At 54.3% G+C, this 13,729-nt stretch carries 13 protein-coding genes; 7 read left to right on the top strand and 6 right to left on the bottom strand.

What is annotated here, in order from left to right:
• The first annotated feature begins 382 nt into the window (after positions 1 to 382).
• The 5 genes from NWP14_RS21745 to NWP14_RS21725 all read left to right on the top strand — a co-directional run bounded on the left by NWP14_RS21745 (position 383) and on the right by NWP14_RS21725 (position 5,936).
• Positions 383 to 991 (top strand): fimbrial protein, encoded by a 609-nt coding sequence (locus NWP14_RS21745; RefSeq protein WP_095098989.1) that lies wholly within the window; start codon positions 383 to 385, stop codon positions 989 to 991.
• Positions 992 to 1,085: 94 nt separating this feature from the next.
• The gene (locus NWP14_RS21740; RefSeq protein WP_095098987.1) at positions 1,086 to 1,787 is read left to right on the top strand and encodes a molecular chaperone; all 702 of its coding nucleotides are present in this window, start codon (positions 1,086 to 1,088) and stop codon (positions 1,785 to 1,787) included.
• An 11-nt stretch (positions 1,788 to 1,798) separates the two neighbouring features.
• Positions 1,799 to 4,285: a fimbria/pilus outer membrane usher protein gene (locus NWP14_RS21735; protein WP_375215963.1), complete on the top strand. Its 2,487-nt coding sequence runs from the start codon at positions 1,799 to 1,801 to the stop codon at positions 4,283 to 4,285.
• Complete coding sequence (locus NWP14_RS21730; protein ID WP_095098981.1) at positions 4,276 to 5,271, top strand: fimbrial protein; 996 nt, start codon at positions 4,276 to 4,278, stop codon at positions 5,269 to 5,271. The genes NWP14_RS21735 and NWP14_RS21730 overlap by 10 nt, the downstream gene beginning before the upstream one ends.
• A gap of 62 nt (positions 5,272 to 5,333) precedes the next feature.
• Positions 5,334 to 5,936: a fimbrial protein gene (locus NWP14_RS21725; protein ID WP_223261780.1), complete on the top strand. Its 603-nt coding sequence runs from the start codon at positions 5,334 to 5,336 to the stop codon at positions 5,934 to 5,936.
• Positions 5,937 to 6,025: 89 nt separating this feature from the next.
• Here NWP14_RS21725 and NWP14_RS21720 read toward each other — a convergent pair whose 3' ends face one another.
• The 6 genes from NWP14_RS21720 to NWP14_RS21695 all read right to left on the bottom strand — a co-directional run bounded on the left by NWP14_RS21720 (position 6,026) and on the right by NWP14_RS21695 (position 11,410).
• On the bottom strand, positions 6,026 to 6,742 hold the full coding sequence (locus NWP14_RS21720) for an EAL domain-containing protein (protein ID WP_331833583.1): 717 nt from the start codon (positions 6,740 to 6,742) through the stop codon (positions 6,026 to 6,028).
• A gap of 160 nt (positions 6,743 to 6,902) precedes the next feature.
• Positions 6,903 to 7,487 (bottom strand): LuxR C-terminal-related transcriptional regulator, encoded by a 585-nt coding sequence (locus NWP14_RS21715; protein WP_375215962.1) that lies wholly within the window; start codon positions 7,485 to 7,487, stop codon positions 6,903 to 6,905.
• Positions 7,488 to 7,491: 4 nt separating this feature from the next.
• Positions 7,492 to 8,196 (bottom strand): flagellar brake protein, encoded by a 705-nt coding sequence (locus NWP14_RS21710; RefSeq protein ID WP_095098970.1) that lies wholly within the window; start codon positions 8,194 to 8,196, stop codon positions 7,492 to 7,494.
• Between the two features lie 403 nt (positions 8,197 to 8,599).
• Complete coding sequence (locus tag NWP14_RS21705; RefSeq protein ID WP_346430727.1) at positions 8,600 to 9,466, bottom strand: aldo/keto reductase family oxidoreductase; 867 nt, start codon at positions 9,464 to 9,466, stop codon at positions 8,600 to 8,602.
• Between the two features lie 117 nt (positions 9,467 to 9,583).
• A complete protein-coding gene (locus tag NWP14_RS21700) occupies positions 9,584 to 10,813 on the bottom strand; it encodes an amino acid permease (protein WP_375215961.1) in 1,230 nt (409 codons plus the stop codon).
• Positions 10,814 to 10,948: 135 nt separating this feature from the next.
• Positions 10,949 to 11,410 (bottom strand): multidrug/biocide efflux PACE transporter, encoded by a 462-nt coding sequence (locus tag NWP14_RS21695; protein ID WP_331833586.1) that lies wholly within the window; start codon positions 11,408 to 11,410, stop codon positions 10,949 to 10,951.
• A gap of 140 nt (positions 11,411 to 11,550) precedes the next feature.
• Between NWP14_RS21695 and NWP14_RS21690 the strand changes: the two genes are divergently transcribed.
• Positions 11,551 to 12,420 carry a LysR family transcriptional regulator gene (locus tag NWP14_RS21690; protein WP_095098958.1) on the top strand — a complete coding sequence of 290 codons (870 nt, stop codon included), beginning with the start codon at positions 11,551 to 11,553 and terminating at the stop codon, positions 12,418 to 12,420.
• A gap of 116 nt (positions 12,421 to 12,536) precedes the next feature.
• The gene (locus tag NWP14_RS21685; protein ID WP_331833587.1) at positions 12,537 to 13,715 is read left to right on the top strand and encodes an acetyl-CoA C-acetyltransferase; all 1,179 of its coding nucleotides are present in this window, start codon (positions 12,537 to 12,539) and stop codon (positions 13,713 to 13,715) included.
• The last annotated feature ends 14 nt before the right edge of the window (positions 13,716 to 13,729 follow it).

The following is a 13,729-nucleotide window of genomic DNA, read 5'->3' as shown; positions in this document are numbered from 1 at the left end:
GGTCATCAAATAGCAATATTTGTCATTATATTTCCCCCCACAGATATATCCTTTGCGCCTTATCCTTCCTGAAGTAAATAACAAACACATCGTTTTTGATTATTGTTTATGGATAATTAATAGGTGGTGGCTATCGTCAGCGTGATGTAACAAGTTATAAGCAAATGTATATTTATCAGCGAAAAATAGCATTCTTTGACGCCGACAGCATTATCGAATTCATTATTTGAATTCGCGTCCTGACGCCTTAAATATTGCGGCTTCCGGTCAGTCGAAGTTTCTATTCACAGTTGCAGCGGTGGGCATCGCATAACGCTTCTTATCGTCTGCAGATTTACTGTTGGTTTATTGATACAAAACTCACTCTGACAAGGAAATGGCAATGAAAAAGGTTCTTCTCTCTGCAGCAATGGCAACGGCATTTTTCGGTATGGCAGCGGCAAATGCGGCTGATACCAGCGTTGGCGGTGGCCAGGTTAATTTCTTCGGTAAAGTTACCGACGTATCTTGTACTGTTTCCGTAAACGGTCAGGGCAGCGATGCTAACGTTTACCTGTCTCCGGTAACCTTAACTGAAGTGAAAGCGGCGGGTGCAGACACCTACCTGAAACCGAAATCTTTCACCATTGACGTCTCTGATTGCCAGGCTGCCGACGGCACCAAACAAGACGACGTATCTAAACTGGGCGTGAACTGGACCGGCGGTAACCTGCTGGCTGGCGCTGCTGGCAAACAGGTTGGCTACCTGGCTAACACCGAAGCTGCCGGTGCACAAAACATCCAGCTGGTTCTGTCTACAGACGATGCCACTACTCTGAACAACAAAATCATCCCGGGCGACAGCACTCAGCCTAAAGCAACTGGCGATGCTTCTGCCGTTCAGGATGGCGCGCGCTTCACCTACTTCGTTGGCTATGCTACCAGCACCCCGGCTACCGTCACTACCGGCGTGGTTAACAGCTACGCGACTTACGAAATTACCTACCAGTAATTATCGTCTGAAAATAAACCGCCTTGATTGAGGCGGTTATATGCATTGATAAAGCGGCAGCCGCTGCCGCTTATTTTTCCCGTCTGAGGTCAGCATGAAGCGTATTGCCCTTTATTTCTGTTTCATTTTTAGTTTTGCGGCCCACGCCAATAATATTATTGTTAACGGCACCCGCTTTATTTATCCCGGAAATGAAAAAGAAATAACGGTACAGCTTTCTAATACCGCAGATCGCCCGGCGCTGGCGCAGGCATGGCTGGATAACGGCAACGCCGACGCCACGCCGGATACGATTACCACGCCATTTATTATTACTCCGCCAATATCCCGCGTGGATGCTAAAAGCGGGCAAACATTACGTATTAAGCTTGGCAGCAGCGCCGGGCTTGCCAAAGATAAAGAGACGCTGTGGTGGCTTAATCTGCTGGAAATACCGCCGGTAGAGGCTAATCAAAAAAATGAAGGACAGAACATCCTGCAGCTGGCAATTCGTTCGCGCTTTAAGTTTATCTACCGCCCGACCGGATTGGGCAACCGTGACGCTGCGCCGGAGAAATTAGCGCTTTCAGCCAGCGGTAGCAGCCTGTCGGTCAGCAACCCTACGCCATTTTATCTCACCGTGAGCCGTATTTCCCGTGACGGCGGCAAAGCCCTGAACAGCAAAACGGTGATGCTTGCTCCACAGTCCAGTCAGACCGTTGCCCTCTCTTCTGCCGTTAGCCGAGGCGAGACCCTGACGATTAATAATATCAATGACTATGGTGCAGATGTGGCAGTGAAAGTAGCCGTTAAATAAGGGACACTATCATGAAGCAGAGGACCATCTGCCCGGGAAGGTTAAGTTCGGCGATCGCCATGGCGCTGTTCTGCTTTCCGCCATTTTCCAGCGGACAGGAAAACCCGGGAACGGTATACCAGTTTAACGACGGTTTTATCGTTGGCAGTCGGGAAAAGGTCGATCTGTCACGCTTCTCCGCCAGCGCGATCTCTGAGGGGACCTATTCGCTCGACGTCTATACCAACAACGAGTGGAAAGGGCGCTATGAGCTGAAGGTTACCCGTGATAAAGACGGCAACATGGGGATCTGCTACACCAAAGAGATGCTCGAACGTTACGGCATTGCCGCGGAAAAGCTCAACCCACTGCTGGGGAAGCAGGAAGGCTACTGCGGGCGCCTGAAGGAGTGGCGTAGCGAAGAAAACGTTAAAGACAACCTGATCCAGTCCTCTCTGCGCCTGGAAATTTCCGTGCCGCAAATCTACGAAGATCAGCGCCTGAAAAACTATGTCAGCCCGGAATTCTGGGATAAAGGCATTGCGGCGCTGAACCTCGGCTGGATGGCGAATACCTGGACCAGCCACACCTCGGCAAATAATGGCTCTGATAACAGCAGCGCCTATCTGGGGCTTAACGCGGGTCTCTCCTGGGACGGCTGGCTGCTCAAGCATGTCGGCAACCTGAACTGGCAGCAGCAGCAGGGGAAAGCGCACTGGAACAGCAACCAGACCTATCTCCAGCGGCCGATCCCGCAGATCAACTCGATCGTCAGCGGCGGGCAGATTTTTACCAACGGTGAATTTTTCGACACCATTGGTCTGCGCGGGGTAAACCTGGCGACCGATGACAACATGTTCCCTGACGGAATGCGCTCCTACGCGCCGGAAATTCGCGGCGTGGCGCAGAGCAACGCCCTGGTGACGGTGCGTCAGGGAAACAACATTATCTATCAGACCTCGGTACCGCCGGGTCCGTTTACTCTGCAGGACGTATACCCTTCCGGCTACGGTAACGACCTTGAAGTCTCGGTCAAAGAGGCCGATGGCTCGGTGCAGGTGTTTAGCGTTCCCTATGCCTCGGTGGCGCAGCTGCTGCGTCCGGGGATGACCCGCTATGCGCTGTCGGCCGGTAAGGTCGATGACAGCGGGCTGCGGAATAAGCCGATGCTGTACCAGGCAACCTGGCAGCACGGCCTGAATAACGTCTTTACCGGCTATACCGGCGTTACGGGATTTGATGACTATCAGGCGTTCCTGCTGGGGACCGGGATGAATACCGGTATCGGCGCGCTGTCGCTAGATATCACCCACTCCCGGCTGAAAAGCGACACCCTCGACGAGAGCGGCCAGAGCTACCGCGCCACCTTTAACCGGATGTTTACCGATACCCAGACCAGCATCGTGCTGGCGGCCTATCGCTACTCCACCAAAGGCTACTACAACCTGAACGACGCGCTGTACGCCGTCGACCAGGAGAAGAACCGCAACAGTAGCTACACCCTGTGGCGGCAGAAAAACGGCATGACCTTCACCGTTAACCAGAACCTGCCGGACGGCTGGGGCGGTTTTTATCTGAGCGGCCGGATCTCCGATTACTGGAACCGTTCGGGCACCGAGAAGCAGTATCAGCTCAGCTATAACAATATGTTCGGCCGCCTCTCGTGGTCCGCCAGCGCGCAGCGCGTTTATACGCCGGACAGCTCCGGCCACAATCGCGACGATCGCATCTCGCTTAACTTCAGCTATCCGCTGTGGTTTGGCGAAAACCGGACCGCCAACCTGACGTCGAATACCTCGTTTAATAACTCCCGCTTTAGCAGCTCGCAGATCGGGATCAACGGTTCGCTGGATAGTGAGAACAACCTCAACTACGGCGTTTCAACGACCACCGCCACCGGCGGCCAGCATGATGTCGCGCTGAACGGAAGCTACCGCACGCCGTGGACCACGCTGAACGGCAGCTATAGCCAGGGCGAGGGGTATCGCCAGAGCGGCCTGGGCGCCAGCGGGACGCTGATCGCCCATCGCCACGGCGTGGTGTTCTCGCCGGAAAGCGGCAGCACGATGGCGCTTATCGAAGCGAAAGATGCCGCAGGCGCTATGCTGCCAGGCTCACCGGGCACCCGCGTCGACGGCAACGGCTACGCCATCCTGCCATATCTGCGCCCGTACCGGATTAACTCCATCGAGATCGATCCGAAGGGCAGCCAGGATGATATCGCCTTCGATCGTACCGTGGCCCAGGTCGTGCCCTGGGAAGGTAGCGTCGTGAAGGTCTCGTTTGGCACCACGGTACAGAACAACATTACGATTCAGGCGCGCCAGGCGAATAACCAGCCGCTGCCGTTCGCTGCCAGCATTTTCGATCCGAGCGGCAAAGAGATTGGCGTTGTCGGCCAGGGCAGCATGATGTTTATCAGTGACGCCAGCGTTCAGCACGCGACCGTTAAGTGGAGCGGCGGGCAGTGCACGGTGGAACTGGGCAAGGCAAAATCAAAGGAAAGGGTATGTCGCTGAGTAAACAACTGACGCTTTTTATTGGCTTAATGGCGCTGGGGACCACCTCCGCCTGGGCCGCCTGTACGCGCCTTTCACAGCCTACGGTGAACCTGGATATGGTGGTCGGCAGGGTTGTGGTTCCCCCCGATCTGCCGGTGGGCTCGGTGATTGTCTCCCGGGACTGGACGATGAATGCGCCGGGCGGGGCCAGCTACAGCTGTACCGCCGGTACCAACCGCTTTGCGGCGAAGATTGTCTCTACAGGCTCCACCGATCTGGGGAATAAGATCTACTCCACCAACGTGCCCGGTATCGGCATGCGCTTTAGCCGCGGCGGCGCGACGGTGAACATCACCTATCCCGACGTTTTCTCATCCACCATCAACCGGACCACCAACTACTCGCTGGAAGGCTCCCGCTTTACGCTGGAGATTATTAAAACGGCCGCGACTACCGGCAGCGGTACTCTGGCGGCGGGGAAATATACCTCCTACGACTGGGAGCGGGGCAACAACCCGATTCTGGAAACCTACCTGAGTGCGAATGCGATTACCGTGGTCTCGCCGTCCTGTACGGTACTCAGCGGTAAGAATATGAACGTTGATGTCGGGACCATTAAGCGCAGCGATCTGAACGGCGTCGGCACTTACGCCGGCGGCAAAAATTTTAATATTGAGCTTCAGTGCAGCGGCGGGCTAAGCGCATCCGGATATGCCAATATCGAGGCCTCTTTCTCCGGTACCCTGGCTACCGGCACTACCGTCACCCGCGGAGCGCTGCTGAACGAAAAAGCCGGCAGCTCTATTGCCAAAGGGATTGGGATTCAGGTGCTGAAAGACGGCGTGCCGGTTGAGTTCAACAAGAATTACAACGTCGGCACCTTGAGCAGTCAGGAAACTCGCTACATCACGTTGCCTTTCCTTGCGCGTTTTTATCAGTATGCGGCGGCCACGAGCACCGGCGAGGTTGAGTCTCATATGATCTTTAACCTGACGTACGATTAATTCGGGAGGCGGGTATGAAGGAAAATGGATATAAGAAAAACGGCAAACGACTTGTCGGCCTGATGGCGATGAGCGGCCTGCTTGTCGCTTCTTCCGCTTCGGGTTTTATGACCAACTATGATGACGGGCGGGTGGATTTTGTCGGCCGGGTCACCGATATCTCCTGCAGCGTGGCGCTTAACGGTGGCCATAATGCCGGCAGCGGCAGCGTCTGGCTGGCGCCGGTAAGCCTGGCGGAAGTGCACGATCGCGGGGCCGGGGCCTTTATGAAAGCGCAGCCTTTTACCCTCGAACTGTCGAATTGCCAGCTGCGTCACAATGGCGGTGCGGCGGATCAAAGCGAAGTCCGGTCGGTGAACGTTCGCTGGATCGACGGGTTTATGGTGAACACCGTCGACAATGAAAATGCGGGCTATCTGGCGAACACCCTGCCGGACGGCGCGCGTAACATTTATCTGGCGCTGTCGACCAATGACAATAATACGCTGGATAAGAGCAATAAAATTGTGCCGGCCGACCCGCTGCAAAATCGGGTACAGATTAAAGAAAAAGCGGTAGATGGTGGCGTATTTACCTATTATATCGGGTACGTTTCCCCGGCGCCGGAAAAAGCCACCTCCGGTCCGATGACCAGCTGGGCAACCTGGGAGCTGGTTTATAATTAAGAGCCTATGTCAGCAGGCTCAAAAACGCGCGTTGCGGCGGATCGTTTACATTATCCGAACGAAAAAAATGCCGGCGAGCCCGGCATTTTTTAAATCACTTTATCTTCTTCGACCAGCTCTTCAATGCTGACCTCTTTCCAGTAGTGGCCCTGGATCGCAAACCACGACATTCCCTGTAGCCACTTTTTATGCGCCTCGCTTTCGACCCCTTCAATAATAACGTTGTGGTTATTATGGGACAGGAAGGTAACCAGCGCATCCATTAGCGGTCGACCGGACTCTTTTTGCATTAAATGCCAGAAAAAGTCTTTGTCGATTTTTACATAATCGAAATGATATCCCCGAATGGCGTTAATGCCCGCATTGCCGGCGCCGAAATCATCCAGCCAGAGGGTGGTGGTTTGCGTGCTTTGCCAGGCGCTAAGTGCATTATTAAGCAGGTTATTAGAATTTTCCGTCACTTCAAAATGTACGCAGCCCAGGCGCTGGATATACTCTTCGATCTGCGGCTGGCGTAAAATGCTGAGGATATGGTCGTCCACGTTGATGGTGGCAGAAATATTATTCTTAATAAACCACGCTTGATGCTTCTCAATCAGCGCCAGCTGCTCCATGAAAATACTTTCACGGAGCGCTTTATTGGCGTGGCGGAAGAAATACTCAGGCGCCACGGGAATATGATCGAAGCGGCTCAGGCATTCCACGGCAACCAGTGTGTCCTGCGGTGAGAACATTTTCTGAAAAACATAACGAACAGAGATATCGCCACGTGATAAGTTATGGTCTGAAAATATATTAGCGTTCATTTTCTCGTGTCGGAAATTTAGCAAGCGTAGGCTGCAGGGTGAAAATATTATAAGTGACCTTTATGCCGATGTGAATTTTTATTAAAAGCAAGTGACCAATTGATGACAGTATTTTGATTGGTCACTTGCTTTTGTTTTCAGGCCGGGTCGAAAAAAACGTCTAACACTGATGCATGTGGACTATTTTTGTATTCATAATCCGGGAACTGCCCATGCCGAGTTTTTTCATGATGTGAATTCGATGGCTGTGTACCGTTTTATGGTCAATGTTGAGAACCGCGGCGATACGCTTGTTGTTATAGCTGGCCATAATCAGTTCCAGCACCTGAACCTCTCTCACCGAGAGCTTTTTTTGGGTTAACAGAAACCGGTAATCCACGGCGGAAGTCGGCATGTTTGTTATGTCTGAAAAATCTTTAAGTGATGATTTTTCAGTTAAAATTATCAAGTTTTCCAAAAAAATCAGCTCCCGACACAGTCCGGCGATATCGCTTCTGACGATCAGCACCAGCCGCACGCAGCGCGCCAGGCAGAAGCGCAGTTTGTTAAGCAAATGCACCGTATCAGCAGCAGAAATATCCTTATGAATAACGTTGAAAATAATGATTTTAGCCTGGGGGACGGCGGCGCCCCGCATGATGTTCTGATAACTTAAGGCGGTAATGTTTTTATCGTTATCAATCATGTAACGATGTATTGATTGACCAATGAGGTTATCATCGGTGTATAGCAATATACTGTCCAAGGGCTTAAACTCTCTTTTTTCTCTTGGCTTCCAGAATCAAATCAAGCAAGATTTTCTCTATCTTTCTCTTATCATCGTGATGTCGAAACTTAAACTGACAGGAAACCTGATGATAGCTTTCCCCCTTTTCATCATCCTCATCGAGGGTCACCATCACGACATTTTTGACCACCAGGTCGACGGTGATTTCTCCATATTCGGCGACGGAAAGAATCGAATTTTTGAGGATTGAATTGTGGGTGAGAAACTTGAGGTTGGGATTTTTGGCCATCAGCGCACAGCCGCCATCTGAAATATCTTTAATTTCAAACGTGTAGTTCTCCCCATTTTTATGGCGGCCATGACAAAAAAAATCATGCTTATGCTGTAAGCGAAATCGCGGGTCCCGCCGTCTTTGAACCACCTGGATACATTCAGGTAGGGTAAATGAGACTTTATTGCTTTTAGCCGTACCACTCCCTGAATGTTTCTTCAGGGTTGAACAGAACTCTATCTTCCCTGAATCGCTATGCAGAACAAATTTGAATTTATGTCCCGGAGGGATTTTACTGTTGGTGACGATGTGGAATTCTGAAAAATCTACACGCGCCAGTTGTGTAATGAAGTTTTTGTTATTATAGAAAATTTCTATCTCAGACTGTTTTCTGAGTTCCTCCCTGAAAATAGCAATGATCTCATACTTACTGGTCTTTATTGTTCCCTCTGTCATGTGAAGTCCTTGTTAATTTTATATTGTGTGTGTGGATTTTTTTTTATAGCAATGACAACATTCTGATTGTGTTAATCAGATGTTTTAATGAGCATTTGATGTTATTAGCTATCTTTGCAGCTAAATTGATTTGTATAAACGTCGAATCAGCGGTTGTTTTTCCTGTAATCAAGAGCTCAAAAAATTAGGATAGATACAAACGACCGCGGCCTCCAATAAGGAGGCCGGTCGAAATAGTATAAAATGATGCTATGTATAGGGTTACTTGCGAAAGGACGGCTGGGGCAAATACCCATTTGTAGGATCTATAGTGCCAGCAGCGTTGAGTTAATTCCAGGCAAATATTAGCGACAGAATACCCCTGTCGCCATGGGCTTAGAAATGCCATGGGCAGGGGAGTGGCTCAGACTTTGAGGTTATCTAATATGCTGAGCGCATCGGCGGGCAGGGTTAAGGTGGCGGCGGCCAGGTTTTCTTCGAGATGCTGGAGCGATGAGGTGCCGGGGATCGGCAAAATATTGGCTGAACGCTGCAGCAGCCAGGCGAGGGCGACCTGCATTGGCGTCGCCTCAAGCGCGGCGGCGATATCGTTCAGCTCCTGTGCCTGAAGCGGAGTAAAACCCCCCAGCGGGAAGAAGGGAACGTAGGCAATATTCTGTGCGGCGAGCGCGTCGATAAGCCCATCGTCCAGGCGATTCGCGACGTTATATTGATTCTGAACGCAGGCAACTGGCGTCAGCTTTTGCGCGTCAGCGACCTGTTTGGCCGTGACGTTGCTGAGCCCAATATGGCGGATTAACCCTCGCTCTTTCAGCTCAAGCAGCGTCGTCAGCGGGCCTTCCAGCGACCCTTCCGCCGGGCCGTGGGTACCCAGCATACTGCGCAGGTTCACAACCTCCAGCACATCGAGATTGAGGTTTCGCAGATTATCCTCGACCGCCTGGGTCAATTCCGCCGGCGACATGGCCGGGAGCCAGTTACCTTTTTCATCGCGGCGGGCGCTGACTTTCGTCACGATACACAGATCGTCAGGGTAGGGATGCAGCGCCTTGCGGATCAATTGGTTGGTGATATGCGGACCGTAAAAATCGGAGGTATCAATATGGTTGACCCCCGCGGCCACCGCCGCCTGCAGTACGCGAATCGCGTTGTCAGGATCTTCCGGCGGGCCGAATACGCCCGGGCCTGCCAGCTGCATTGCCCCGTATCCCAGACGATAAACCTGACGGTCGCCTAAAGTACCGGTTCCGGATAGCTGTACGTTGGACATGGAAACTCCCCCTGATAATGTGCAAGTCCTAAGTGTAAACCGGTCAGGAGGTTTCTAGCGGCGGGAATATTAGCAGAACGTGCGGCAACGGCAGTGGCCGTCGCCGCAGGGGGAGAATTAGCTGAAGAACATCACCGAAACGCACAGCAGGCCGACGACCAGGGTGATGAAATTACCCAGCGATCGGTACGGCTTGAGGGCGGGAATGATGTACGTCGATAGCGTCGGCATGATGAACAGGATCATGGCGATCAGCGGTCCGCTGATGGCATATATCATCGAGATAGCGTTGGGATTGATAAAGCACACCGCGAAGGTCAGCGCCGAGACCAGCAGGATCGACATCGCGCGGTTAAAGGCGCGGCTTTTGCGAATTCCCATCTGCCCCAGCGAGGTTTTCACGATTTCGCTGGCGCCCTCAATCACCCCGAAATAGGTCCCGAGGAAGGATTTTGACATCGCCACGACCGCAACGATAATTCCGGTGACCGCCAGCCAGGCCGGGGAGCCGGGCATCATCGATAGCGCGGACAGGATGGTGACGCCTTCATTTCGCGCGCTTTCAATATAAGAGGCCGGTATCGCCAGCAGGCAGCTGACGACAAAAAACATCACGCTGGCGCAGATGATGGTGTAGGCCACTTTCATGATTTTTTTGCATTTACCCATGGCCAGCTCGCCGTATTTCTCCTGCTGGTCGATAGCAAAAGTTGAAATAATCGGCGTATGGCTAAAAGCGAAAACCATCACGGGGATTGAGATCCAGACCTGGTGGAACGTATGCGAGTTCAGCTGCATCTGGCTGGTGAGGTGCTCGGGCTGCCAGTCGCCGATTAAGTAGATAGACAGGAACAGGAAGCAGGCAATCAGCGGGAACACCAGAAAACCCATCACCTTAATCGTGATGTGACGACCCATCAGGAAGATCAGGTTCAGCACCAGGACGACTGCGAGGCTGAGCAGCGCGCGGACGCCGGCGGTAATCGGCATATGTCGTGCCAGCTGTTCGGCAAGAGAGTTAGTGATCGCCACGGCGTAAATCAGGACCACCACGAAAAAGGCGAGGAAGTAGAGCCCGGTGATCAGATTCCCGACCTTCTTACCGTAATAGTGGTTGACCGCACCGGTGATGCCAACGCCGGGAGCAACCTTAGCGGAGAGGATAAATTGACTCAGCGCCTTGTGCGGCCAGTAGGTCAGCGGCCACGCGACCAGCGCGGTGATGAGCAGAACAACGGCGCCAGCGGACCCCAGCTGGATCGGCAAAAACAGAGTGCCGGCGCCTACGGCAGTGCCATATAAGGCAAAACTCCAGAGAGTTTCTTCTTTAGACCAAATTTTAGACATTGTATGAATTTATCAACCGTAAAACCAAAAAAAAGGAGTGTAATTTACCACATCTATGTTTTGGTCGTGGCGATAGTTTTATACGATGGGTAGCACGGCGGATCGCCGGGAGTTCCCGCGGCGATCCGCCGGCGCTTAGCTACGCGCGGGGATCCGCTGCCGGCGGCGCTTCAGCACCCGCACGCGCAGCGTGTCCCATACCCAGTTGAACAGCATGGTGTAGGGCAGGAAGAACAGCATAAAGCCGATTTCCAGCATAAATGCCTGCATCAGCGACACGCCGAGGAGCAGCGCGACGGCGGTGACGCCGATGATGATAAACCCGCTCTCAAAGCCAATGGCGTGCAGGGCGCGAACCTTCAGGTTTCTTGTGACGCGGGAAACCGGCCAGATACGGTCAAAGGCCGCGTTATAGATCAGGTTCCAGACCATCGCCAGCGTCGCGAGCAGAACGCTCAGGCCGCCCATTTCGACCACCGAACGCTGCATCAGCCAGGCCGCGGTGGGGGCGAGGATCAGCGTGGCGAGGCCCTCAAAGCTGACCGCGTGAATAATACGTTCCATCAGCGACTTACGCTGCAGGTTGCTCTGTTGCATGGTTTTTACCTCCGGGTAAAGCCGTCGTTCGCAGCCGTTTAATCGCGATGCCGGCTGAACGGGTGATAAGAAATTACTCCGCATTTTATGGGAAAATATGATAAACAAAAGATAGTTCCCATCGATAAAGTAGATAGGTCATGCGCTATTCTCCCGAAGCTTTAACCGCTTTTGTCGAAGCCGCTGCCTGCGGATCGTTTTCTGCCGCCGCGCGCCGCTTGCGTAAAAGCCAGTCCACCGTCAGCACCGCCATCTCCAATCTTGAAGCCGATCTCGGCGTGACGCTGTTCGATCGTTCAGCCCGCCAGCCGGTGCTGACGCCGCAGGGCGAGCAGGTGCTGGGCTATGTGAAAGCGATTCTGGCGGCAAGCGACCGGCTGGACGAGCTGGCTATTTCTCTGTCCGGCGAAACGGAAGCCCGGCTCACCTTTGTGCTCTCCGATACGCTGCATCCCGATGTCCTTGAAGATCTGCTGGAGCAGTTCGACCGCCGTTTTCCGCACACCGAATTTGAGTGCCTGATCGGCGAGGATGAGGACGTCGTCGACCTGCTGCAAAAGGAGCGGGCGCAGGTGGGGCTGATTGAGGCCAGGGATAGCTATCCTCCGGAAATCGGCTGTACGCGCCTGCCGCTACAAACCGCGATGGCGATTTACGTGGCGCCCCGGCACCCGCTGGCGGCGCAGGGGAGGGTTGTCTGGGATGAGCTGCATAGCTGGCGCGAGCTGCGGCTGAGCACCTACCTGGAGAGCCGGGCCGATCCTGCCCAGGGACAGGTGTGGTCGGCACCCAACTATCTGCTGCTGCTCAGCATGACGGTACAGGGGCTGGGGTGGTGCATTTTGCCCTGCGCGCTGGTTGAGGAGTTTGCCGGCGTCGGAACGCTGGTGCCGCTCGACATTGCGGGCTGGCCGCGGGCGATATCCGTGGATTTATTATGGAATAAGCGGGCGCCTCCGGGAGTCGCGGGGAGCTGGCTACGCCAGCATTTACAGCGCCAGGAGCAGTAAAATCGCCGCAAATCTTTGTGATTCACCTCACTTTTTTTAAACATTTGCGAAATTTTTTGATAACAATTCTCTACTATGTTGTTGTTTCTTTGCACAGAGGCAGGCAGAGGTAGAGGATGAAAGATGTCGTGATCGTTGGCGCGCTGCGGACGCCTATTGGCTGCTTCCAGGGGACGCTATCCCGCCACTCGGCGGTGGAGCTGGGGAGCCTGGTGGTTAAGGCTTTAGTCGAACGCGCCGGAATCGATCCCCACGCTATTGATGAAGTGATCCTCGGGCAGGTTCTAACCGCCGGCACCGGGCAGAACCCTGCGCGCCAGTCGGCGATCCGCGGCGGGCTGCCGAATACCGTTTCGGCGATCACGATTAACGACGTTTGTGGCTCCGGGCTGAAGGCGCTGCATCTCGCCACGCAGGCCATTCAGTGTGGCGAGGCGGATGTGGTGATTGCCGGTGGCCAGGAGAATATGAGCCGCGCGCCGCACGTGTTAACCGATAGCCGCACCGGGGCGCAGCTGGGAAACAGCCAGCTGATCGATAGCCTGGTTCACGACGGCCTGTGGGATGCGTTCAATGATTATCATATGGGCGTGACGGCGGAAAATCTGGCGCGGGAGTACGGCATCAGCCGCGAGCTGCAGGACGCCTGGGCGCTGAGTTCGCAGCACAAGGCGCGGCGGGCGATCGACTCCGGGCGCTTTCGCGACGAGATTGTCCCGGTGATGACCGAGCAGAACGGCGCGCCGCGGCGGGTGGATACCGATGAGCAGCCGCGGGTTGACGCCAGCGCGGAAGGCCTGGCCTGTCTGCCGCCGACCTTCGACCGCCTGGGTTCGGTGACCGCAGGCAATGCCTCCACGATTAATGATGGCGCGGCGGCGGTGATGATGATGAGCGAGGCGAAAGCGCTGGAGCTTGGCCTGCCGATCCTCGCGCGGATCCGCGCGTTCGCAAGCGTAGGCGTCGATCCGGCGCTGATGGGTATTGCGCCGGTACATGCGACCCGCCGCTGTCTGGAAAGAGCGGGCTGGCGGCTGGACGAGGTTGACCTTATTGAAGCCAACGAGGCGTTTGCCGCGCAGGCTATTTCGGTGGGCAGGGTGCTGGAGTGGGACGAGCGGCGGGTCAACGTCAACGGCGGCGCCATTGCCCTCGGCCACCCTATCGGCGCCTCCGGCTGCCGCATTTTAGTTTCTCTGGTCCATGAAATGATCAAACGGGACGCCCGTAAAGGGCTGGCCACGCTGTGCATCGGCGGCGGCCAGGGCGTCGCGCTGGCGGTGGAACGAGAGTAGCGGCCAAAAAAGAG

Origin of the sequence: Klebsiella sp. C349492 (genome assembly GCF_042055345.1) — a bacterium.
Taxonomy (GTDB): domain Bacteria; phylum Pseudomonadota; class Gammaproteobacteria; order Enterobacterales; family Enterobacteriaceae; genus Klebsiella; species Klebsiella scottii.
The sequence above is the reverse complement of the archived record's forward strand: the minus strand, read 5'-3'. Positions and strand labels throughout refer to the sequence as shown.

Coding starts and splice junctions, on each gene's coding strand:
- NWP14_RS21745 (WP_095098989.1), top strand. CDS start 383: ATGAAAAAGGTTCTTCTCTCTGCAGCAATGGCAACGGCATTTTTCGGT.
- NWP14_RS21740 (WP_095098987.1), top strand. CDS start 1,086: ATGAAGCGTATTGCCCTTTATTTCTGTTTCATTTTTAGTTTTGCGGCC.
- NWP14_RS21735 (WP_375215963.1), top strand. CDS start 1,799: ATGAAGCAGAGGACCATCTGCCCGGGAAGGTTAAGTTCGGCGATCGCC.
- NWP14_RS21730 (WP_095098981.1), top strand. CDS start 4,276: ATGTCGCTGAGTAAACAACTGACGCTTTTTATTGGCTTAATGGCGCTG.
- NWP14_RS21725 (WP_223261780.1), top strand. CDS start 5,334: ATGGCGATGAGCGGCCTGCTTGTCGCTTCTTCCGCTTCGGGTTTTATG.
- NWP14_RS21720 (WP_331833583.1), bottom strand. CDS start 6,742: ATGAACGCTAATATATTTTCAGACCATAACTTATCACGTGGCGATATC.
- NWP14_RS21710 (WP_095098970.1), bottom strand. CDS start 8,196: ATGACAGAGGGAACAATAAAGACCAGTAAGTATGAGATCATTGCTATT.
- NWP14_RS21705 (WP_346430727.1), bottom strand. CDS start 9,466: ATGTCCAACGTACAGCTATCCGGAACCGGTACTTTAGGCGACCGTCAG.
- NWP14_RS21700 (WP_375215961.1), bottom strand. CDS start 10,813: ATGTCTAAAATTTGGTCTAAAGAAGAAACTCTCTGGAGTTTTGCCTTA.
- NWP14_RS21695 (WP_331833586.1), bottom strand. CDS start 11,410: ATGCAACAGAGCAACCTGCAGCGTAAGTCGCTGATGGAACGTATTATT.
- NWP14_RS21690 (WP_095098958.1), top strand. CDS start 11,551: ATGCGCTATTCTCCCGAAGCTTTAACCGCTTTTGTCGAAGCCGCTGCC.
- NWP14_RS21685 (WP_331833587.1), top strand. CDS start 12,537: ATGAAAGATGTCGTGATCGTTGGCGCGCTGCGGACGCCTATTGGCTGC.